16 protein-coding genes are annotated in these 22098 nt (G+C 73.1%); 5 read left to right on the top strand and 11 right to left on the bottom strand.

All coding sequences use genetic code 11. From position 1 onward, the window contains the following. Positions 1-8: 8 nt before the first annotated feature. Entirely contained in the window at positions 9-1331 is a 1323-nt protein-coding gene (locus AB0I52_RS08285; RefSeq protein WP_363070151.1) for an acylneuraminate cytidylyltransferase, read from the bottom strand. Between the two features lie 61 nt (positions 1332-1392). Then, complete coding sequence (locus AB0I52_RS08280; protein WP_363070149.1) at positions 1393-2781, bottom strand: DUF6716 putative glycosyltransferase; 1389 nt, start codon at positions 2779-2781, stop codon at positions 1393-1395. Positions 2782-3001: 220 nt separating this feature from the next. On the opposite strand from AB0I52_RS08280, the gene AB0I52_RS08275 reads away from it, so the two are divergent. Both AB0I52_RS08275 and AB0I52_RS08270 read left to right on the top strand, forming a co-directional pair. Next, entirely contained in the window at positions 3002-3982 is a 981-nt protein-coding gene (locus AB0I52_RS08275; protein WP_363070147.1) for a glycosyltransferase family 2 protein, read from the top strand. Beyond that, positions 3979-5352 carry a polysialyltransferase family glycosyltransferase gene (locus tag AB0I52_RS08270; protein WP_363070145.1) on the top strand — a complete coding sequence of 458 codons (1374 nt, stop codon included), beginning with the start codon at positions 3979-3981 and terminating at the stop codon, positions 5350-5352. Before AB0I52_RS08275 ends, AB0I52_RS08270 begins: the two co-directional genes overlap by 4 nt. A gap of 93 nt (positions 5353-5445) precedes the next feature. Here the strand turns inward: AB0I52_RS08270 and AB0I52_RS08265 are convergent, their stop codons facing one another. Together AB0I52_RS08265 and AB0I52_RS08260 are read right to left on the bottom strand one after the other, a co-directional pair. Beyond that, on the bottom strand, positions 5446-7791 hold the full coding sequence (locus AB0I52_RS08265; protein ID WP_363070203.1) for a glycosyltransferase: 2346 nt from the start codon (positions 7789-7791) through the stop codon (positions 5446-5448). Between the two features lie 20 nt (positions 7792-7811). Continuing rightward, entirely contained in the window at positions 7812-9362 is a 1551-nt protein-coding gene (locus AB0I52_RS08260) for a hypothetical protein (protein WP_363070143.1), read from the bottom strand. A gap of 281 nt (positions 9363-9643) precedes the next feature. On the opposite strand from AB0I52_RS08260, the gene AB0I52_RS08255 reads away from it, so the two are divergent. Beyond that, entirely contained in the window at positions 9644-12151 is a 2508-nt protein-coding gene (locus tag AB0I52_RS08255; RefSeq protein ID WP_363070141.1) for a YfhO family protein, read from the top strand. Between the two features lie 20 nt (positions 12152-12171). Here AB0I52_RS08255 and AB0I52_RS08250 read toward each other — a convergent pair whose 3' ends face one another. Then, the gene (locus AB0I52_RS08250; RefSeq protein WP_363070139.1) at positions 12172-12816 is read right to left on the bottom strand and encodes a TetR/AcrR family transcriptional regulator C-terminal domain-containing protein; all 645 of its coding nucleotides are present in this window, start codon (positions 12814-12816) and stop codon (positions 12172-12174) included. Between the two features lie 60 nt (positions 12817-12876). Here AB0I52_RS08250 and AB0I52_RS08245 point away from each other — a divergent pair, with 60 nt between their 5' ends. Then, positions 12877-14298 carry an FAD-dependent monooxygenase gene (locus AB0I52_RS08245; protein WP_363070137.1) on the top strand — a complete coding sequence of 474 codons (1422 nt, stop codon included), beginning with the start codon at positions 12877-12879 and terminating at the stop codon, positions 14296-14298. A gap of 56 nt (positions 14299-14354) precedes the next feature. Here the strand turns inward: AB0I52_RS08245 and leuE are convergent, their stop codons facing one another. From leuE to AB0I52_RS08225, 4 genes are all read right to left on the bottom strand, one after another. Continuing rightward, positions 14355-15023, bottom strand: a complete 669-nt coding sequence (leuE, locus tag AB0I52_RS08240; protein ID WP_363070135.1) for a leucine efflux protein LeuE — start codon at positions 15021-15023, stop codon at positions 14355-14357. A 111-nt stretch (positions 15024-15134) separates the two neighbouring features. Beyond that, positions 15135-15767 carry a class F sortase gene (locus tag AB0I52_RS08235; RefSeq protein WP_363070133.1) on the bottom strand — a complete coding sequence of 211 codons (633 nt, stop codon included), beginning with the start codon at positions 15765-15767 and terminating at the stop codon, positions 15135-15137. An 88-nt stretch (positions 15768-15855) separates the two neighbouring features. Next, entirely contained in the window at positions 15856-16806 is a 951-nt protein-coding gene (locus tag AB0I52_RS08230; protein WP_363070131.1) for a hypothetical protein, read from the bottom strand. 221 nt (positions 16807-17027) lie between these two features. Further along, entirely contained in the window at positions 17028-18608 is a 1581-nt protein-coding gene (locus AB0I52_RS08225) for a methylmalonyl-CoA mutase family protein (RefSeq protein ID WP_363070201.1), read from the bottom strand. Positions 18609-18774: 166 nt separating this feature from the next. Here AB0I52_RS08225 and AB0I52_RS08220 point away from each other — a divergent pair, with 166 nt between their 5' ends. Further along, positions 18775-19695 carry a L,D-transpeptidase family protein gene (locus tag AB0I52_RS08220; RefSeq protein ID WP_363070129.1) on the top strand — a complete coding sequence of 307 codons (921 nt, stop codon included), beginning with the start codon at positions 18775-18777 and terminating at the stop codon, positions 19693-19695. Between the two features lie 191 nt (positions 19696-19886). Here AB0I52_RS08220 and AB0I52_RS08215 read toward each other — a convergent pair whose 3' ends face one another. Together AB0I52_RS08215 and AB0I52_RS08210 are read right to left on the bottom strand one after the other, a co-directional pair. Then, on the bottom strand, positions 19887-21113 hold the full coding sequence (locus AB0I52_RS08215) for a hypothetical protein (RefSeq protein ID WP_363070127.1): 1227 nt from the start codon (positions 21111-21113) through the stop codon (positions 19887-19889). Continuing rightward, positions 21113-21895, bottom strand: a complete 783-nt coding sequence (locus AB0I52_RS08210; RefSeq protein ID WP_363070199.1) for an RNA polymerase sigma factor — start codon at positions 21893-21895, stop codon at positions 21113-21115. Before AB0I52_RS08210 ends, AB0I52_RS08215 begins: the two co-directional genes overlap by 1 nt. Positions 21896-22098 lie beyond the last annotated feature (203 nt).

Below are 22098 nucleotides of genomic sequence, written 5' to 3'. Positions count from 1 at the left end.
GGTGGTCCTTACTTGGTGGGGGTGGGGGTGGAGAGGTGGTCGGTGAGGGTGGGGCCGAGCAGCCAGGCCGCGATCTCGCGGATGGCGCCGAAGCCGCCGGGTGTGACCGTCACGGCGCGCGCCGCGGCGCGTACCGAGTCGTGGGCGCTCGCGACGGCGACGGGCCAGCCGGCGAGTGCGAAGCAGGGGAGGTCGTTGACGTCGTTGCCGACGTACATGACGCGTTCGGGGGCAATGGACTGCTCGTCGCACCACTGCTTGAGCGCGAGGTCCTTGCGGTCGATGCCGTGCAGGACGGGGACGCGGAGCTTGTGGGCGCGGGCGGCGACGACCGGGTTCTGTTCCGTGGAGAGGATCAGGAGGGGCAGGCCCGCCCTGCGCAGCGCGGCGATGCCGAGTCCGTCGCCGCGGTGGACGGCGACCGTTTCGCGGCCGTCGGCGTCGATGAGGACCCGGTCGTCGGTCTGGGTGCCGTCGAAGTCCAGGACGACCGCGTCGATGTCCTCGCGGGTGGGCAGCGGCGCCGGGTCTGGACCGTGTCCGCGAAGTCCCGTCGTACGCCCGGAGGGCGTGGCCTGCGGCGTCTGGTGCGTGCTCTCGGGGTCCAGGAGCGGGGCGAGGGCGCGGGCGCGGGCCAGGTCGTGCGGGTCGTCGATCTCCAGCACCCGCGCCGGGTCGGTGCGCACCAGTGCGGTGTGGCCGAAGAAGCGGTGGCGGTGGGTACGGAAGCCGGCCGCGTCCATGGCGTAGGCGGCGCCGGTTTCGAGGAGGTCCTCGGGGCGGTCCTGGCGGCGGGGGCGCACCGACTTGTCGTGGTTGACGCCGTAGTTGTGGTCCTCGACCGCGCCGCCGTCGCGCCACAGGAAGCCGTGGAACGGGGCGACGGTGACGGCCGTGTCGGCGCCGTCCCGGGAGACCGCCGCGGCGACGCCGTCGATGTCCTCGCGGGCGACGAAGGGGCTGGTGCACTGGACGAGGAGGACGACGTCCACGCGCCGGCCGTGCTCTGCCTCGTAGCTGCCCATCGCGTGCAGCACGGCGTCCTCGCTGGTCGCGGTGTCCCCCGCGATGGCCTCGGGGCGCTGCACGCAGTGCACCCGGGCGCTCTCTCCGAGCGCTTCGCCGGCGGCGCGGACGGCTTCGGCGACGGCCGGGGCGTCGGTCGTCACGACGACGTCCGTCACCTCGGCCGACGCCAGGCAGGCGCGGACCGCGCGGACGACCAGCGGTACGCCGCCGACCTGGGCGAGGTTCTTGGCCGGCACGCCCTTGGATCCGCCGCGGGCGGGGATCACGGCGAGCACGGTGGGCGGTGTGGTGGGCTGCGTCATCGCTGCTCCCTGAGGTGTCTCGGTAGGGGTTGCACAGCTCGCGGAGGAGTGGCAGGGGTGTTCACAGCTCGCCCATCCGCCGGATGACCGGGGCGACCCGCTGGACGCCGTGGCGGTACGCGCCCCGCGCCGCGTCCCGGACCGCCTCGCGCACCGCTCCCCTGACCCGGCCGGTCTCCCCGGTCGCGGGGGCGCCCGGCAGCGGGTGGCCGTCGGGGGCGAGGTGGTGGCGGGCGAGGATGCCCGGGAGGTAGCCGGGGGCGGTGGCGGGCGTGTAGTAGGGCGTGGGGGCGGGCAGCCGGTCCCGCGCGAGCAGTGCTGTGACCTGGGCCCGCGCGGTGTCGTAGGCGGCGTCGTAGCCGCCGTCGGCGGCGACTCCCTGGCCGGCCAACCAGCGCCGGTCCGGCTCCGGGTGGGCGCCGCCGTCCAGGTGGTCCCAGGAGGTGAGCAGGCCGGAGCCGATGAAGTGGTGGTTGCCGAGGATCTCGCGCACCCCGAGGTCGGTGAGGACGGCGGTGGGAATGCGGCGGTGCAGGGATTCCAGGGCGGCGGTCGAGGAGACGGTGACCAGAAGGTCGGTGCGGTCCAGAACCTCGCCCATGTGCCCGTACACCAGGCGGAAGTTGGGCGGGAGCCCGCCGGGCAGCCGCTCGGCGAGCCGCTGGTAGGGGAGTTCCTCGATGTGTGTGGTGTGCTCGCCCGGCTTGGAGCGCAGCTTCAGCAGCACCTCGCGCCCCGGGTGCAGCCTGGCGTGCTCGACGAGCCTGCGCAGCAGGTACGTACGGTCGGCGCGGGAGGCCGGCACGGAGGGCTGGGCGGCGAACACGACGGTGTCGCGCCCCGGTTCGGGGCGGTACGGCTCGCCGCCGAGGAAGGGCAGGGCGGCCTCCGTGACGGCCGAGGAGTCGGCGCCCACTCCCTCGTACACCGCGCGGAAACGCTCCGCGTCGTGGCGGGAGTTGGCGAGGACGACGTCGGCGCCGTGCCGCAGCAGCAGCCCGTCCGCGAGCTTCTCGTAGACGACGCCGACATAGCCGGTGACGACGACGGGCCTGGCGGGCAGCCGGAGTGCGGCGAGTCCGTGCAGCATCGCCTGGACGGCGCCGCCGACCAACGCGAGGACCACCAGGTCGTATCCCTCGTCGCGCACGGTGTGCAGGAACTCGACCGCCGTGACCTCGCGCACCCGGTCGGTGGCGATGCCGACGTCCCCGACCTCGGCGAGCTGGCGCGGGGTCGGGGTCGCCCGGCCGCGCAGCAGCAGTCCGCTGATCTGCGCCCGGGGCGCGCCCGAGCGGCCGTCGCCCGAGGTCAGCCGGCGCGCGGTGAGCGCGCCCCACTTCCATCGGGTGTCGGAGTCGGCGAGCACGGCCACCCGGAGCGCCGGGGACGGCGCGTCCGTGGATTCCGGTTCTGCCGGCGAGGCCGAATTGCTGTTACTGGGGGGCACGTCCAAGAAGGTAGGAAGGCCCGGGGGTGCGCAGCCCAACGTGACAGCAACAAAGGGTTAACAGCCCACCGACGATTGCCCAACCTGCCGCCGCGCTGCTTGAACGGGCGGGAATAGCACCCCCGGGTGCTTACCGGTTCATCATTTCGACGGGTGCCGTTCACCCCGCGTCCGTACGGCCGCAAGGGCGAATGCCCGGCCCGGAACTAGCGTGATGCGGGTGGTTAAGCTCTCCGTCATCGTGCCGTTCTACAACGTGCAGACATACGCCCCCGACACCCTGAGAAGCCTGCGGGCGAACGCCCGCGAGGACTTCGAGTTCATTCTCGTCGATGACTGCTCGACCGACGGGACCGCGGACATGCTGCGCCGCGCGCAGGACGAGATTCCGGGGGTGGTCGTCCGCAGACACGAACAGAACGGCGGACTGGCCACCGCCCGGAACACCGGTCTGGACGCGGCCCGTGGCGAGTACCTCGCCTTCCTGGACGGCGACGACTGGCTCGCCCCCGGTTTCTACGCCGAGCTCCTGGCCAGGACCGAGGCGCTGGGCTGCGACTTCGTCCGTACCGACCATGTGCAGGCCGACGGCAGGACCCGTACCGTCCAGCGCGTCCCGCACGGCCCCAGGGGCGAGGTGACCGTGCCCCGGGACGCGATCCTGCCCGCCGGGCGCAGCACCTCGGTCGACTACGCGTACGCCTGGGCGGGCCTCTACCACCGCCGGCTGCTGGACCGCGGGCTGCTGCACTTCACGGACGGGCTGCGCACGGCCGAGGACCGGCCGTGGATCTGGCGGCTGCACCGCGAGGCGGATTCCTTCGCGGTGCTGGGACTTCTCGGAATCTTCTACCGACGTGGCGTCGCCTCGTCGCTCACCCAGATCGGTGACATGCGCCAGCTCGATTTCATTCGCTCGTTCGACCAGGTCGTCCGGGAAACAGCGGCGGACCGCGATGCGCGGGAACTCCTCCCGAAAGCGGTCCGCAACTATTGCGCGATCATTTCCCATCACATGGGTTCGATCGAGAGGTTCGAACCCGCTGTGGCGCGTGCGCTGAAATCGATGAGCGCCGGCGCTCTCGGGCGAATGCCGCAGGATGTGCTGGACGAGGCCCTCGATTCGATGGACGTCAAGCGTGCGACCCTGCTGCGCCGGCTGCGCCGCCGGTCCGCCGCGAAGGTGGTGGCGGCCGCGTGAGCAGCAGCCGGGCCCGTACGACGCAGATCTTCTTCGCCTCCACCCTCTACGGCACGGCCACGCTCGCCGCCGCCCTGGACGCGGGTCTCTTCGAGGACGCGGGCCGGCGCGTCCTGCTCGTCTCGAACAACGCGGCGATCCCGGAGACGGCGTCCGCCGTCGACGCGATGCCCGGGTTCGACGTGCTGCGCGGCCGGTTCGACGACGTCGTGTCGTGGAACGCGACGATCGCCCCGCACCACCCGGGCGGCTGGTCCCCGCGCCCGGACGACGTACCGCTGTGGGAACGGCATCTGCGGCTCGCCTGGGGACTCGGCGACGACGACATCGAGATCGCCGTGGAGTCGATCCAGGTCGACCCGGCCATGGCGATCGCCCAGATCTTCACCGGCGTCCCGATCGACGTGTACGCGGACGGGCTGATGAGCTACGGCCCGACCCGGAACAAGATCGACCCGCTGATCGGCACCCGGGTGCGGCGGCTGCTCCATCTCGACCTGGTGCCGGGGCTGCGTCCGCTGCTGCTCACGGAGTTCGGCGTGGCGCCGCGGATCGTGCCGGCCGAGGCCTTCCTCAAGGTGCTCGGTGAGCTGGGCGAGGCGCCCGACGTCGCGGCGGGCGTGCCGTCGGCGGAGGCGCCCGCGCTGCTGCTCGGCCAGTACCTGTCCGCGCTCGGCCTGATCAGCGCGGCGGAGGAGGAGGAGCTGCATCTGCGGATGATGCGCGGCGCGGTCCGCCTGGGCCACACCCGGCTGGTGTTCAAACCGCATCCGACGGCCCCGGCCCAGTGGTCGCGGGGGATGGAGGCGGAGGCGGAGCGGCTCGGTGCGGAGCTGACCGTGCTGGACGCGGGGGTGCTCACCGCCCCGGTCCTCGCCGAGGTGCTGTACCAGCGGATGCGGCCCGCCCTGGTCGTCGGCTGCTTCTCGACGGCGCTGCTCACGGCGTCCGCGTTCTACGGGCTGCCGGTGGCGCGGGTCGGTACGGAGATGCTGCTCGACCGGCTGACCCCGTTCGAGAACAGCAACCGGGTTCCGGTCACGCTGGTGGACGCGCTGGTGCCGGACCTGGAGGACCGGGACACGGCCGCCGCGGTGCCCGCGGTGGCACCGGACGGGCTGAACGACCTGGTGAGCGCGGTCGGCTTCGCCATGCAGCCGAAGATCTATCCGGGGCTCCGCCCGGTCGCGGAGCGGTATCTCGCCGGCAGTCCCGCCACCGCGACCCGGCGGTACTTCAAGCGCCGGCGGCTGACCGCGCTCGCGCTGCCGGGCGGGGTGCCCGAGCAGCTCGCGTTCCTGCCGCGGAGCGCGGCGGTGCGCCGGGTGGCGCGGCGGGCGAAGGCGCTGCGGCCGGGCGCGCGGCGGTGAGCCGGTCCGGCGAACGGTGACAGCGGCTGAGGGGGCGGGGCGCCGAACAGCGTCCCGCCCCCTCAGTCGCTCTGCCGTTCTGTCGTCCTGCCGTCAGACGCGCACGCCGGCCTGGATCAGCTGGAGGTCGGCGGCGTTCGCCTCGGTGACCTTCCACAGTTCCCGCTGGCGCCCGTGCACATCGGCCACCGCCGCCGCGTGGTCGTCCAGCAGCCCGGCCGCCCGCTCCACCAGCCGTGCCCCGAGGTGCCGGTCGTGGACGGAGATGCCCCACTCGGGCCGCTCGATGTCGGCCAGGAAGTACGCCATCTTCGGGTGCGAGATCAGGCTGATGACGGGGGTGCCGCAGCCGAACGGGATCATGCCCGCGTGCCCGCGCATCCCGATGACCAGCTTGGTCCGTGCGTAGGTGTCCCGGATCTCGTCGTTGCCGAAGTCGTACATCGGGATCACCGGCAGCGCGATGCCGTGCTCGCGCCGCAGGTCGAACGCGATCCGCTCGTCGTCCAGCGAGTGGGCCACGCACTTCACCTCGGCGTGCTCGCCGAGCCCCTTCACGGCGGTGGCCATCTCCGCGAGGAAGTGCCCGTAGTCGTGGCCGAAGCGGAGCCCGGAGCGGTCGTACGCGGCGTTGATCAGCACGGTCTCCTCGCGCCGCTCGGGATCGGTCCAGCCGTCCACCAGGTGCCGGGTGACCGTGGTCGGACAGGGCTGGAAGCGGACCTTGTCGTGCAGCGAGGCCGGCAGCAGCTCGCGGACCTTGCGAATCGAGCCGTGGTTGCGCAGCCCGAAGAACGCGGAGCGCTCGACCAGCTTGCGCAGCGAGGAGAGGAACCGTTCCCGGCCGTGGCCGTACGCCTGGCCGTCGAAGGCGTTGAAGCCGACCGCGTACACCATGACGGGTACGTCGATCCGCTCCAGCAGTTCGTCGGGGACGTTCCACTGCCAGCCGCTGTTGCCGTTCGGGGCGGTGTCCGGGATGAAGAGGCCGCCGCCGCCGATGACCAGTCCGCGGCGGGCGTTGACCCGCTCCAGCGCGGCCTCGTCGAACAGCCGGTGGGCGTGGACGGAGTGCCAGCGGGCCGGGCCGGTGTCGCGGCCGAAGGCGAGGCGGACGCTCGAAGGGAGCAGCTTGTCCCCGGCGTTGCCCTGCCGGTCCATGTAGAAGGCGACGTGTGCGAGCTGGTCGGCGGCCGGTCCCCCGTCGGGGGTCTCCACGTCCCTGGTGCGCTTGTACATCAGCCGGTTCGCCCGGTGGGTGGGGTCGACGCCGAGCCCTTCGAGGGCGTACCGCGCGGCGCCGGTGTCGTCGCCGTGGATCCAGGCGATCTGGGCGAGGCGCGAGAAGGCGGTGGCGGCCCGGTTGGGGGCGGCGGCGGCCAGCAGGAGCTGGGCGCGGGCCTCCTCGTAGCGCGAGACGCTCATCAGGGCGTGGCCGAGCACCTCGTGCGGCCAGGCCTCGTCGACGGGGATCCGGACCGAGCCGAGAAGCTCGGCCGCCTCCTGGTACTCACCGGCGACGATGTGCGCGGCGGCGACCCGGCGGGCGCTGTCGGGGTCGGCGGTGCGGCGGACGTGCGGGGTGCCGTAGTGCACCAGCAGGTCGTGGTGCTTGGCGCCGGGAAGCGCCAGGTAGGCGGCGTGGAACTCGGCGTCGGACAGCTCGGACTCGCGCCAGCGGTCCTCCGCGAGACCGTACCCGGCCTCGCCGCCCTGCCAGGGCTTGTGCCGGCCGGTGAAGTGCAGGATCGCGGTGGTCTCGGGCACCGGGAGGTCACCGGAGAGCCGCCGCTTGACGTAGTTGAAGCGGGAGTCGAGCTGCACGAAGTCGCCGTCGAGCACGGCGTTCAGGATGCCCTGGTCGTGCTTGTCCAGCTCGTAGTCGCCGCTGCGGCCGGTCTCGTCGAGCCGTGCGCAGAACGCGTCGCTCAGGTACTCGCGCTGGATGACCAGCAGCCCGCTGTTGAGCTTGTGCTGCCCGTAGAAGAACTGCGGAACGGCGGCGAGTCCCTCGCGCAGCCGCAGCAGTTCGTCCAGCTCACCGAGGACCACCATGTCGGTGTCCAGCGTGATCACGGTGTCGTAGTCGCGCACCCGGAAGACGTCCAGGATGAAGTAGGCCTTGCGCACCAGGTAGTTGTCCTGGTCGCCCTTGGCGTACGTGTCGTAGTGCGCGGCGTCGACCCGGCGGAAGTCGACGCGCGGGTGCAGTTCCCGGATGCGGGCGACGGACGCGGGGCGCAGCCCGTCGTGCAGGACGATGAAGTCCTCGCAGACCGCCGGGTTGGACAGGGCGAGGCTGCGCAGCAGGGCGAGGAAGCCGGGCAGGTAGTTCTCGTCCACGAAGCTCGCGAAGGCGACCCGGCGCTTGCCGGTGAGCGCGTTGGCGGGCTGTGCGGGGGCTGTCTGCACGGGGGCTTCCGGTACGGGGGCGGGCATCTCGGCGGGGGGCGTCGTCGTCATCGCAGTCGGATCCTCGTATCGGTGACGCTCTGGGCGCGTTCCATGACCCACGCCTTCTCGCTGGTGTACTCGTGCACGGAGGTGATCGGCATCTTCATCGCGGCGGGCAGCCGGTAGGCGCCGCTCTCGTAGAAGTCGAAGCCGATCAGGTCGAGTCGCGGACTGACGTCCAGGTGGTCCAGCAGCCACAGCATGTTGAACCCGCTGGTGGGGATGGCCGGCCAGACGTCCGTGCCGACCTTGCCGATGTCGCGCAGCGGCCAGCGCAGCGACTCGTCCCCGAGGTACTGCTGGGCGCCCGGCACCAGCCGGTTGCGCAGCGAGTACTTCCAGTCGCCGGAGAGCCCGCCGAACACCAGCCGGGTGTGGACCTTCCGGTCCCAGTTGAAGCCGTGCTTGTGGATGGTGGCGTGGATGTCGGTGCGGCTGCCGGTGGCGGCCGGGTCGATCCGGTACGAGTTGAAGCGGACGACCAGGTCGTACGCGTCGATCTCGGCGCCCATCGAACCGGTGCCGACCCGCTGGGAGTTGGCGATCAGGCAGATCGACCTGCCCGCGATGTGGTTGCGGAACTCCCCGAGCGTGACCCATTCGACCCCGCCGAAGGTGGGGTCGGCGACCGGGCCGCGCATCCGGCTCCGGCGCTGTCCGGCGTAGAGCGCGATCAGCTCCGTCAGGCGGGCGGTGCCGCCGCTGCCCGCAGTGGTGCGGGGGGCGCCGCCGCTGCCGGGCGCGCCGGCCGCCTCCAGGGCGAGGCCGAGGTACTGGGCGAGGGCCTCCTGGATCTCCGGCACCGGCGCTCCGGACCGCTCCTGGGCCAGGAGTGCGCCGATCAGCCGGGACCGCGCCCGGTTCCGGTCCCCTCGGGCGTGCAGCGCCAGGCCCTCGGCCCAGGTGTCGGTGACCGGCTCCCCGGCGAAGCCCGCGGCCTCGGGGCAGTCCCGCTCCAGCATCCGCAGCAGTTCGCCCTGGCGCTCCGCCCCGGCCCGCAGCCCGGCCGTCCTCGCCGCGACCCCGAAGCCGTCGTCGTCGGTGAGGGCGAGGTAGCGCTCGTACGCCTCGACGGCGTCGGTCTCCGCGCCCATCGCCTCCAGGACGCGGGCCCGCAGCCGCCAGGCCGCGCGGGAGCGTGCGCGCTGGGTCAGCACGGTGTCCGTGACGAGGACCGCGAGCTTCAGCTCGTCCTCGTAACCGCAGTCCAGCGCCTTGTTGCCGACCGCGAGCAGCGGGTCGAGCAGCGGGTCGCCGAGGACCAGGGCGGTGCCGGGGCCGCTCTTGGCGGTGCGCCGCAGCAGGGGCGCCGGGGAGGCAGCGGGCGTCTGCTCCATGGCGGCGTGGGTGGCCAGCAGGTGGCGCAGGGCCTCCGCGAGCGCCGTGCGCCGCCGGTCGAGCCCGGCGACCAGCTTCCCGCTGTGGGCGGCGCAGGCGCGCAGGCAGGTCTCCAGCTCCGTCGGACGGACGGCGGCGAGGGACCCGGTGCCGCCCTCGGACGGACCCGGGTCCTGCGCGTCACGCTGCCGCGGCCAGCGGGTGCGGGCTTTCGTCATGGCGCTCCAAAGCGTCTGATGCCCGTGGGGGAAGGGGCGTAGGGAGGGGGACGGATGTTCGTCAACCGTTCGGCGTTCCACGGCACGCTAGGAAACCTGAACGGCCGCAGGATGAACTCGCCCTGTCGGCGGGGGAAACTGCTGCCTCCCGCCCGTTCCCGGAGCGTGCGGCGGGCCGGATGACCTGGCGGGGACCGTCGCGTGAAGGGCGGCGGACCATCAGGTGAACCGCCCTTCCCCGCAAGGGATTTCACGATGTTCGATGACATATTCGACCCATCATGAGGACTCCGCCGATTCTCCGATCGCCGCGCGGCCGGGGCGCCGCCCTGGCCGCCGTGCTCACCGTCGTCACCCTGTGCGCCGGCGACGCGATGGCCCGCGGCTACCCCTTCGGCCCGCGCACCCGCAGCGTGAACGACCTGGGCAACCAGTTCGTACCGTTCCACGCCCACCTCTGGGACCTGCTGCACGGCAGGGCGGACGGCGGGCTGCTGCTGAACTGGCAGTCCGGCTTCGGCACCAGCTTCCTGCCCGACCTCGGTACGTATCTGACCAGCCCGTTCGCCCTGCTCGTCGGGGTGTTCCCGAGGGACCGGATCGACCTGGCCGTCTACGTGGTCACGCTGGTGAAGACGGGCGTGGCGGCGGCGGCGATGACCTGGCTGCTCACCTCGTTGCGCCGGGGGCGCGGCCGGGAGTGGGCGGCGGCTGTGCTCGGCGCCTCGTACGCGCTGTGCGGCTGGTCGGTCGCCGAGGCCGCGTACAACCCGATGTGGCTGGACGGGCTGATCGCCTTCCCGCTGCTCTGCCTGGCCGGCGAGTGGGCGCGGACCGCGCGGCGGCCGGTCCTGGGCACGCTCCTGGTGACGCTCGCCTGGGTCTCCAACTTCTACACCGCGTACATGGCCACGCTCGGGGCCGCGCTGGTGCTGGTGGTACGGCTGTTGCTGGAGGACGGGACGTCGCGGGAGCGGGTGCGGGGGCTGGTGCGCGCGCTGCGGACGGTGCTGCTCGGCATCGGGCTGGCCGCGCCGGTCCTGCTGCCGGTGTTCCTCGGCACCGAGCACGCCTACCCGGGCTGGACGCGGGAGTTCGCCCCGGCCGCCTGGCCGGATGTCGCGGCCCGGCTGCTGCCGGCCACGTACGGCTTCTTCAGTCCGGCGGTCTTCCTCGGCACGGCCGCCCTGCTGCCGGCCTGCGCGCTGGCCTTCCACCGGGCGGTGCCGCGCGCCGAGCGGTGGGTGTGGCCGGGGCTGGTGGCGGTGGTCGCGCTGTCGATGCAGTGGGGGCCCACCCATCTGCTCTGGCACGCCTTCGCGACGCCGAACGGCAGCCCGTTCCGGCAGACGTTCGTGCTCTGCGGTCTCCTGGTGATCGCCGCCTGGACCTCGGTCGCCCGCGCCTGGCCGGACCGGCGGGCGCTGCTGGGCGGCGGCGGGGTGCTGCTGCTGACCGCGGCCGCGGCCGCGCCCAGCGCGCTGGTCACCCGGTGGACGTATCCGCTGTTCGCCGCGGGTCTGGTGGCGGCGCTCTGCGCTCTCGCGCTGGTGCGCGGCGGCAGGTTCCTGGCGCTCGCGGCACTGCTGCTGGTGGGGGCGCAGGCCGGGCAGGCCGCGGCGACCACCGCGTACGCCGACCGGCAGCGGCTGACGCTGCTCGACGACTACGCGCCCTGGGGCGAGCGCCAGCGTCTCCAGGCCGACGCGGTGGCCCGCGCCGACGGCTGGCCGCGCTACCGCACCGATCCGGGGCAGGAACAGACCACCGCCAACGACCCGCTGGTCGTCGGCGGCCAGGGCGGGGCCTACTACAGCAGCCATACGCCCGACGTGACGACCCGCACCCTCCTCGCGCTGGGCGGCGGCTGGACCTCGCGCGGCCGCGCCCTGCAGAGCCTGGACAACCCGGTGACCGACGCGGTGTTCTCGGTCGGCGCCCGGGTCCGGGTGCCGCGCGATCCGCATCAGGTCTGGAACCGCCCCGACGACCGGCCGGTGACCGTGACCCGGCAGGACGTCCCGCCGCTGGTGACCGTCCGGCCGCCCGGGTCCGGGGGCGCGGCTCCCTGGGGGCGTTCGCCGTTCCGCAACCAGGAGAGGCTGCTCGGCGCCTCGGTGTACACGCTGCCGGCGACCGTGCTGCGGTCGGCGGACGGCGTGGCCGTCGCGGACCGCGATCCGTACGCGTACGGGGTGCGGCCCGGCACGTACACCCTGAGTGCGAGCTGTCCGGCCGGCAGCCGGGTGTTCCTGTGGGCGCCCGACCTGTTCGGCACCGCCCGGCTGGGGGCCGCCGGTGAACCGGCCGATCTGCGGGGCGACCTGCCCACGCGCCGGGCCGCGATGCTGCCGCTGGGTCCGGGCGCGGGCCGGGTCGCCGTGACGCTGCGGGCGGAGCGGGACGGGACCGTTCCGCACGAGGCCGTCGGCTGCCTGGATCCGGGGCGCCTGGCCTCGGCGGTGGCGGGGCTGAAGCGGACGGGCGCGACGCGGGTCACCGTCTCCGGCAGCGGGGTGCGCGCCGAACTCCCGCCGCACACCGAGGGGGTCGCCGTGCTGGCCGCGCCCAGGATCGCGGGCTGGAGCTGCGACGGGCGCCCGGCCGGCTCGTACCTCGGGCTCGTGGCGGTGCCGGTCGACGGCCGGACGACGGTGGACTGTTCGTTCCGGCCACCGGGGCTGCGGGCCGGGACGCTCGCCGGGGCCGCCGCGCTGGCGGGCCTGCTCGCGACGGCGTTCGCACCGGCGGTCCTGACCCGGACACGGCGGCGGCGCGCCCGCCCGTAGGGCCTGCCGGCCGGGAGACCTCAGCGCACCCCGTACCGCGCCTCGACACCCGCGATGATCAGCCGCAGGCCGTCCTCGAAGCGTTCGTCGTAGTTGGCGAAGATCTCGGAGCCGGCCGCCGCGGCGAGCGGGTAGCGGGCCAGCCGCTCCGCACGTTCACCGACGTCGAAACCCTCGCGCCGCTGGTCCGGCATCGGGCGGACGCCCTGCTCCTCGCTGACGAAGCCCATCGTGTACGCGTACGCGGTGGTGCCCGCCCGGACCGCCTGCCACAGCTCGAAGCCCGCGTCGACCATGGTCCGCAGATGCCCTTCGAGCCCGTCGGCGTGGTCGGTGCCGGTGAACTTCGCGCCCCCGTAGACCTTCGCCCCGTCGCGGTAGCGCAGCAGCGCGCGGCGCAGCCCGGTGTTGTACGCGACGAGCTGGTCCTGCCAGTCCTGCGGAGCCGGTGCCGGCAGGTCCTCGTCGAGCATCCGGCGGTACATCACCGTGGCCATCTCGTCCAGCAGCGCCTGCTTGTCCTTGAAGTGCCAGTAGAGCGCGGGCGCCTTGACGTCCAGCTCCCTGGCGATGGCGCGCAGGCTGAGCCCGTCCAGGCCCAGTTCGTTCAGCAGCCGCAGTGCCGTGTCGGCCACCCGGGACCGGTCGATCTTCGTCGTACCCACCTCGTCAAGTTAACAGCCCCCTCCTTGACAACTTAACAGCGTTAAGCTCACACTCGCGCCATGAAACTTAACAGCGTTAAGGAAGCTGGGGTCCTGATCGTCGGCGCCGGCCCCTCCGGTCTCGCCCTCGCCTGCGACCTGGCCCGCCGGGGCGTGCCCGCCCTCCTCGTGGAGCAGGCACCCGCGCTCTTCCCCGGCTCGCGCGGCAAGGGCATCCAGCCCCGCACACGGGAGGTCCTGGACGATCTCGGGGTCGGCGACGCGGTCCGCGAGCACGGCGGTCCGGCACCGGTCGGGATGGCCTGGCAGAACGGCGAGCGGACGGGCGAGCACCGCATGTTCCGGGTGGCGGCCGCGACGGACGCCGAGCCGTACGGGGAACCGTGGATGATGCCGCAGTGGCGGACCCAGGAGATCCTGCTGGCCCGGCTGCGCGAACTGGGCGGCGACGTCGCCTTCTCGACCGCGCTGACCGGCCTCGGCCAGGACGCCGACGGGGTGACCGCCCAGCTGTCCACCGGACCGGTCCGCGCCTCCTACCTGGTCGCGGCGGACGGCGGGCGCTCCACGGTGCGGCGGGCGCTGGGCATCGCGATGACCGGGGAGACGGTGGACCCGGCACCGATGCTGGTGGCCGACGTACGGGTCGCCGAGGACGCGCTCGACCGGCTCAACTGGCACATGCTGAACACCGACTCCGGGTTCATCGCCCTCTGCCCGCTGCCCGGCACCGCGGACTTCCAGCTCGTCGCCCAGTACAAGGACGGCGAGCCCGACACCTCGGCGGACGGGGTGCGCGCGGTCGTCGCCGAACGCACCCACCTGGACGCGGGGGACGTCACCGAGGTGCTCTGGACCTCCGACTTCCGGCCGCGCGCCGCACTGGCCGACCGCTTCCGCGAGGGGCGGGTCTTCCTGGCCGGGGACGCCGCCCACGTCCACTCCCCCGCGGGCGGGCAAGGTCTCAACACCAGCGTCCAGGACGCGTACAACCTCGGCTGGAAGCTCGGCCAGGTGCTGAACCACGGAGCGCCCGCCGCCCTGCTCGACACCTACGAACAGGAGCGCCGCCCGGTCGCCGCCGAGGTGCTCGGCCTGTCCACCCGTATCCACCGCGGCGAGCAGGAGCGCGGCGCGGCCACCCAGCAGCTGGGCCTCGGCTACCGCGGCGGCCCGCTGTCGGCGGGCCGGGCGGGCGTCCTGGAGGCCGGCGACCGCGCCCCCGACGGGCCCACCGGCGACCGGCGGCTGTTCGACGTCTTCCGGGGCCCGCACTTCACGCTGCTGGCGGTCGGCACCGACGCGGAACTGCCGGAGTCCGCGGGGCCGGCGGTCCTGGTGCACCGCATGGACGCGTACGAGGCGTACGGCAAGGGGCTGTTCCTGGTCCGGCCGGACGGCTACATCGGCTGGGCGGGCGAGGACACCGGCGGCCTCGCCGAGTACCTCGCGCCGCTGGGCCTTGACCTCAAGCGCGGTTGAGTTCCTCCGTTCGGCAACGCCTGGCACCACTGACGTGGCGCGGCCGGCCCGCCCGGTCAGACGCTGCTGAGCGAGAGCTTCACGGCGAAGCCGAGGAACAGCACGCCCGCCGCCGAAGTGGCTCCCGCCGAGAGCCGCTTACGGCGGCGGAACGCGGCGGACAGCCGGGTGCCGCCGAAGATCAGCATCGACAGGTACACGAAGCTGGCGGCCTGGAGCAGGGTGCCCAGCAGCAGGAAGGAGAGCGCCGGGTAGGCGTACCCCGGATCGACGAACTGCACGAAGAACGAGATCAGGAACAGGATCGCCTTCGGGTTGAACAGGCTGACCACCAGCGCCCGGCGGTACGGCCGCTCCATGGTGCCCGCGGCCTCGCCCCCGTCCGCCGACTCGCCCGTCAGCTCGGCCACCCGCCGGTGCCGCTCGCGCCACATGGACACCGCGGCCCGCAGCATCCCGAAGGCCAGCCAGGTCAGATAGCCCGCACCGGCGAACTTCACCACGGCGAAGAGCACGGGCGTCGTCTGCAGCAGCGACGAGGCCCCCAGCGCGGCCAGCGTCATCAGCACGGTGTCCCCGGTCCACACCCCGGCGGCGGCCACATAACCGGTGCGCACCCCGCGCCGGGCGGCGACGGACAGCACGTACAGCGAATTCGGCCCCGGCAGCAGAACGATCAGCACGAGGCCGGCGAGATAGGTCGGAAGGTCGGTGACACCCAGCATGAAACGGAGTGTCGCACGCGGATACGACACTCCGGGCGCGGATTTCAGGTCATGGGACGACGTTCTCCGTCAGTCCTCGTCGCAGCAGCCCTCAGCACGCGCCATGTGCTCTCAGCTCACCAGATCCGCGAACGCGATGATGTTGTCCGGCCGGTGACCGCCGCGCAGCTCCCCGCCGCAGGTGATCAGCCGAAGCTCGGGGCCGGCCGTGTCGCCGTAGACGTCGTCGGTCGGGAAGGCGCCCTTGCCGACCTGCTGGAGTCTGCGTACGGCGAACACCGCGTCGGATCCGTCGGCCCTCGTGACGGTGATCCGGTCGCCGACCCGGATCTTCGAGACGTTCTTCAGTACGGCCGGGCCCTCGGCGGTGTCGAAGTGGCCGATGAGTACGGCGGGGCCCCTCTCACCCGGAGTGACGCCCTTGGTGTACCAGCCGATCCGGTCCGCCTGGGCCACGGTCGGGACCTCGACGGTGCCGTCGGCGGCCAGCCCCAGGCTCAGGACCGGCCCCGTGTCGACGCCGGCCGAGGGGATGCGGACCCGGACCGGCTCGGACGCCGGCATCGGGGTGGCGGCGTCGGACTCAACGGGCGGAGCCGACGGGGCCGGTGAGGTGGCGATGTGAGCGGGCGCGGTGGCGGGGGCGTCGTCGTCCGAGGCGCAGCCCGTCAGTAAGGCCATGGCGGCGAGGGTGAGGGCGACGAGCGACGCCGCCACGGGGCGGCGCGCGGGCGGTGTGTTCATACGGGACTCCCGGCAGGCAGAACCGGGAGGGGCAGCCGCAGTGCGCGACTGCCCCTCCCCCGACGTGTGACGAGCGTGTCCGACCGGTTCAGCGGCCGGCCGCTGCCGTGCGGCGGCGCAGGGCGACGAAGCCGACGCCCGCCGCGCCCACCGCTGCCGCCGCCCCGCCGGCCGCGATCAGAGCGGGGTGGCCGCCACCCTGCTCCAGCTCCGCACCGGCCGCGACGCTGCCCTTCGGGACGACCGAGGTCTGGGAGGAGTGCGCGTGCTTGCCCTTGCCCGTGCCCGACCCCGTGTCGTACAGGAAGGTGCATCCCTTGGGGAGCTTCGGGAAGTCGGTGAAGCCCGCCGGGTTTCCGCCGCCCTGCATGTTGAACTTCAAGCGCGGGGCGCTGCTGTCCGGGTTGATGATCTCGCCGACGAAGCCGGCGCTCGCGGGCAGCTTCGGGTGCAGGCGGTCGAGCGGGCCGACGTCGAGGACGGTGCCGTACCCCGCGTCCTTGAAGAAGACGGACGGCCCCGAAGGACTGATGGTGAGCACGGCCCCGGTGCCGGCTCCGACGCTCTTCGTCACGGAGACGGTGCACTTCCCGGAGTACACCGGTGCCTCGCCGCCGCCGCCGTTCACCGAGGTGACGCGGCCGTCCGCGTAGAGCGTGACGGATACCCCGCGGAAGGTCCTGATGTCCCTGGAGACATAGCCCGGACCCGCGGTGAGGGCACCGAGCGGACCGCTGTGCTCAAGGATGACGGCGGTGTAGTAGACGTGCGCGTCGCCGTGCTTGTACACCCTGGCGGTCAGCCCGCCCTTGAGCACGTCCTTGTGGACCAGGGTGCCCCCGTCGGCGTAGTCGTCCCCCTCGGGCGCCGAGGTGGTCGGCGCCGGGCTCGTCGGTGCCGAGGTTTCCGGTGCCGGGCTGCTCGGCACCGTGTCGGCGAAAGCGCCGGCGGCCGGCAGGAGCACGACGACGCCGGCGAGGGCTGCCGTGACGATGGCGGACCGTAGTGCGGTGCGGTGGTGTGCGGTGCGGAATGACATGAACGACTCCGTGGAGAAAGGGCCTTGTGGGCCGGATGGCGTGGGGGAGTCGCATGCCGCTTCCTCTGTGGGTGGGGCCGCGAGGTGGGGCGGGCTGCTTCTACGAATGTAGGCAGCCCACGCGGCGGAGTCGTCCACTCCCTGTAACGGCCCGGTGACAGAGCCACCCCGATCCGCCTCTTCGCCCCCGGAGATCGCGGCGGCAAAGGCCCGTCCCCGCCTCAGAAGGCGTCCGACGGCTCGTACGCCCCCCACACCTCACGGAGCGCGTCGCAGACCTCGCCCACGGTGGCGCGCGCCCTCAGCGCCTCCTTCATCGGGTACAGCACGTTGTCCGTGCCCCGGGCCGCTTCCCGCAGCGCGGCCAGGGCCGTGTCCACCGCGCCCCGGTCCCGTCCGGCACGGAGCGCCGCCAGCCGTGTCGCCTGCCGGGCCTCGATCGCCGGGTCGACGCGGAGCGGCTCGTACGGCTCCTCCTCGTCGAGCCGGAAGCGGTTGACGCCGACGACGACCCGCTCGGCGCTGTCCGTCTCCAGGGCGATGCGGTAGGCGCTGCGCTCGATCTCGTTCTTCTGGAAGCCGCGCTCGATCGCGCTGACGGCGCCGCCCATGTCCTCGACCCTGAGCATCAGTTCCAGGGCCGCGGCCTCGACGTCGTCCGTCATCCGTTCGACGGCGTAGGAGCCCGCGAACGGGTCGACGGTGGCCGTCACGTCCGTCTCGTACGCCAGGACCTGCTGGGTGCGCAGCGCGAGCCGGGCGGACTTGTCGGTGGGCAGCGCGATGGCCTCGTCGAAGGAGTTGGTGTGCAGGGACTGGGTACCGCCCAGGACCGCGGCCAGGCCCTGCACGGCGACGCGCACCAGGTTGACCTCGGGCTGCTGGGCGGTGAGCTGGACGCCCGCGGTCTGGGTGTGGAAGCGCAGCATCAGCGACTTGGGGTCCGTGGCGCCGAACTCCTCCCTCATCACCTTCGCCCAGATCCGGCGGGCGGCGCGGAACTTGGCGACCTCCTCCAGCAACGTCGTACGGGCGACGAAGAAGAAGGAGAGCCGCGGCCCGAAGTCGTCGACGTCCATGCCGGCCGCGACGGCGGTACGGACGTACTCGATGCCGTCCGCGAGCGTGAAGGCGATCTCCTGCGCGGGCGAGGCCCCGGCCTCCGCCATGTGGTAGCCGGAGATCGAGATGGTGTTCCACTTCGGCATCTCGGCCCGGCAGTAGCCGAAGATGTCGGCGGTCAGCCGCAGCGAGGGGCCCGGCGGAAAGATGTACGTGCCGCGGGCGATGTACTCCTTGAGCACGTCGTTCTGCACGGTGCCGGTCAGCTGCCGCGCGGACACCCCCTGCTCCTCGGCCACCAGCTGGTACATCAGCAGGAGCAGCGCGGCCGGCGAGTTGATCGTCATCGAGGTGGAGACCCGGTCCAGCGGGATCCCGTCGAACAGCACCCGCATGTCGTCGACCGAGTCGACCGCCACGCCGACCTTGCCGACCTCGCCGGACGCGAGGGAGGCGTCGGAGTCGTGGCCCATCTGGGTGGGCAGGTCGAAGGCGACGGACAGGCCGGTGGTGCCGTTGGCGATGAGCTGCTTGTACCGGGCGTTGGACTCGGCGGCCGTACCGAAGCCCGCGTACTGGCGCATCGTCCACGGGCGGCCGGTGTACATCGACGGGTACACGCCGCGTGTGAACGGGTAGCCGCCCGGCTCCCCCAGTTTCTCCGCGGGGTCCCAGCCGTCGAGCGCGTCCGGCCCGTAGACCGGCTCGATGGGCAGTCCCGACTCCGACTCTCGCGTCATCCGCTCCGCCTCCCGCTGGTCACCGATGCGGAACCTGAGGCCGTAGGGCCTGTCGTCGGACTGCCCCGCGGTGCCCGCTAACGATTTCCCCATCATCCGCAGGATTCGGCAACCGGGCGAAGCGGGAATCCGTCCCATGGGATACCGGAGACCCGAGGGGGCCGAGATGATACGCACGAGAAGGACCGGGCGCGGCCATGCGCCCAGGGGCGGCAGGGGAGCCGCGGCGGCGACCGCGGCCGTCGCCGTACTCGCGCTGACCGCGGTGACCGCCGGGTGCGAGCCGCAGGCCGCGGGCAGCACCCCGTCCGCCCCGGCGCCCGCGCCGACGAGCGGCACGCCCACCGACGACGCCAAGCCCGTCGCGGACAAGCCGGGGACGGCGACGGCGACACCGTCGAAGAGCGCGAAACCGAGCGCACCGCCGGAGTCCGCGCCCGCGCCCGACCCGCAGGGCGAGGTGCTGATGGCGAGCGGCGCGCAGGGCAAGCAGGTGCGCGAGCTCCAGGCCCGGCTGCGCCAGATCGGCCACTTCGACCGCAGCCCCACGGGCTACTACGGCACCGTCACGGTCGCCTCCGTGCAGTCGTTCCAGGGCAAGCGCGGGCTGTCCCGTACGGGGAAGGCGGACACGCTCACCTGGCAGAAGCTGCTCGGCATGACGCACGAGCCGACGGCGGCGGAGCTGAACCCGCCGACGACCCGTCCGGTCGCGAAGCCGGACAAGCGCTGTATGACGGGCCGGGTGATCTGCATCAGCAAGAACAGCCGGTCGCTGTCCTGGATGATCGACGGCAAGGTCCTCTCGTCGATGGACGTGCGGTTCGGCTCGCAGTACACGCCGACCCGCGAGGGCACCTTCTCCGTCTACTGGAAGTCCCGGCACCATGTGTCGACGATCTACGACTCCCCGATGCCGTACGCGATGTTCTTCAGCGGCGGCCAGGCGGTGCACTACTCGTCGGACTTCGCGGCCCGCGGGTACAACGGCGCCTCGCACGGCTGCGTCAACGTCCGGGACGAGGGCAGGATCGCCTCACTGTTCGCCCAGGTCCACGACGGCGACAAGGTCGTCGTCTACAGCTGAGCGCCGCGGAGCCGGAGGACCGGGGGGGTGAGGGGCGCGGGCGGGACCGGGGGAACGTGTCCCGCCCGCGCCATTCGCGCCGAGCCGTAGGTACGGGGGGAACCCCGGCTCAGGGCGCTGCCGATGACCAGTCGGCTCACTCTGTACTGCGTCCGTGCCCCGAAAAACGTCACACCGGGTGGCGGGCGGGGTCAGCGGGCCGCGACGGGGATGCCCGGCGCCGCCGGCTGCGAGGCGGTGGCGTCCGCCGCGGGCTCGTGTTCCGGTCCGCTTCCGGGGTCGGATACCGGCCCTGTTGCCGGGTCGGTTCCGGCGAAGGCGGTCGACGGCTGCGGGGACACCGGGGTGAACCCGATCGACGGGAGGGAGCCGGAACCGCCGGGCGGCGAGTCGCCGTCGCCGTCCGAGTCGCCGCCGTCACCGTTCTGGCCGTTGCCCTGGCCGTTGCCCTGGTTGTCGCCGGCCTCGTCGAGCATCCGGTCGCAGAACCGGTCCAGGTTCCGGGCGCCCTTGGCCAGCGCTTCGAGGCGGCTTCTGCGGTCGTCGTCGAGCTTGCCGTCGCGGTAGTCGCGGCAGGCCTTCAGGGTCTTGGCGTACCAGGCGCCCGATGTCCCGTCCTGGGAGGTGTCGGGCTTCCCGGCGCCGTCACCGTCACCGTCCGTGCCCCCGGCGCTGTCCGAGGAACCGTTGGCCGTCCCGTCGTGCGGTCCGGTTCCGGTCGCACCGTCGGTGGCGGGGGCGGTGGGGCCGCTGCTGCCGGGGCCGGCGGTGCTCTTCCCGCCGGGGCGGGCCGATTCCGGGGTTTTCGGCGGCACGCTCTCCGTGCTCGCCGAGCCGGACGGCGGCTCGGGCGTCCCGTCGTCGGTGGTGAGGCCGGAGCCGAGCTCCTCGGGCGAGGCGGCGGCCGACACCGAGGTCGCCGGCGAGGGGGCGTGCCGGCCGAAGGGTCCGGGCAGCACCCCGGTCCCGGCGGCCACCGCCACCCCGCCGATCGCGCAGCACGCGAGGGAGGCGACCAGACCGAAGCGGATGGGCCGGCTCCAGTGCGACGGGCGGGCGCCGCGGAAACCCGCGGAACCGGACCCGCTGCCGGAGGCGGCCCGGCCTATGTGCACGGGTGCGAGCATCCCGGTCTCGCCGGTCCCGTCCAGCCCGGCGGCGGTCCCCCGGCCGGCCCGCGCGGACGCGGAGCGGGTACCGGCCGCGGCGCGGGGGACGGCGCGGAAGGCGGCCAGCGCGGCGGCCTCGCCCGGGAGTTCACCGGTGGCCGGACGGGCGGACCGGGCCGCGGCGTCCAGCGCGGCCGCGAGCCTCTCGGCCTCCTGTTCCGGCTGGCCGTCGGCAGGATCGACCGGTTCGCGGCGGAGCAATCTCTCCGCCGCTTCCTTGTCAAGCCATTCGTACTGCTCGTCGGCCATCACATGTCCTTCTGCGTCCACGGACGCGAATGCGTCACACCGGCGGGCGCCACCAGCCCGGTGTGGGAGGGGCGCTGTGCGGGCACGGCGCCGAGTTCCGCCGTCCGGCCCGCCGCGCTGCCGTGCGGGGACTGTGCGGGGGGCGACGCGTCGACCGGATGCTCCGTGTCGCCGGGGCCACCGGGACTGCCGGGACTGCCCACGCCGTCGGGACTGCCCGCGCTGTCCGCGCTGTCCGCCCGCAGCAGTTCGGCGAGCCGCTTCAGCCCGCGGTGGGCGGCTGTGCGTACCGCGCCCGGCCGCTTGCCCAGCGTCAGCGCCGCGCTCTTCGCGTCGAGACCGACCACCACGCGCAGCACCACGGCCTCGGCCTGGTCCTGCGGCAGCTGGGCGATGAGCGACATGGTGCGGCCGGTGGCCAGGGCCTCGATCGCCTCGGCGGCGGTGTCGGACTCGGCGGGCTTCTCGGACAGTTCCGTCTCGTCACCGCCGGCCGAGGGCCGTCTGCCGCGCATCCGCAGATGGTCCAGGGCACGGTTACGCGCTATCCGCGCCGCCCAGCCCCGGAAACGGTCCGCGTCACCGCTGAACCGGTCCAGGTCACGCGCTATCTGGAGCCAGGACTCGGACGCCACGTCCTCGGCGTCCGGCTCCCCCACCAGCGTCCTTATGTAGCCCAGCAACCGCGGCTGCACAGCGCGGTACACAGTACGGAAGGCGTCCTCGTCCCCGTCCTGCGCCGCGAGCACCGCGGCAGTAAGCCCCGCGTCGTCCCCCAGCACTCCCTCAACCTGCCCTGCTGTCCTGAATCGCAGCTGGTCACCACTGCCGCGCCACCCTGCGCGACTCAGCACGCTACGTCCTTCGCGGGCATCACGTCCATGACTTGTACAACCCACAACATTCCGCGGCCTGGCCGCGGTGTGACAGAAAACGCAGTCACGACGCTGAGATGAGTACGGGGTCGTCCTGCGGCCCCGCGGAA

The sequence above is a fragment of the Streptomyces sp. NPDC050423 genome (assembly GCF_040655445.1).
Lineage (GTDB): Bacteria > Actinomycetota > Actinomycetes > Streptomycetales > Streptomycetaceae > Streptomyces.
The sequence above is the reverse complement of the archived record's forward strand: the minus strand, read 5'-3'. Positions and strand labels throughout refer to the sequence as shown.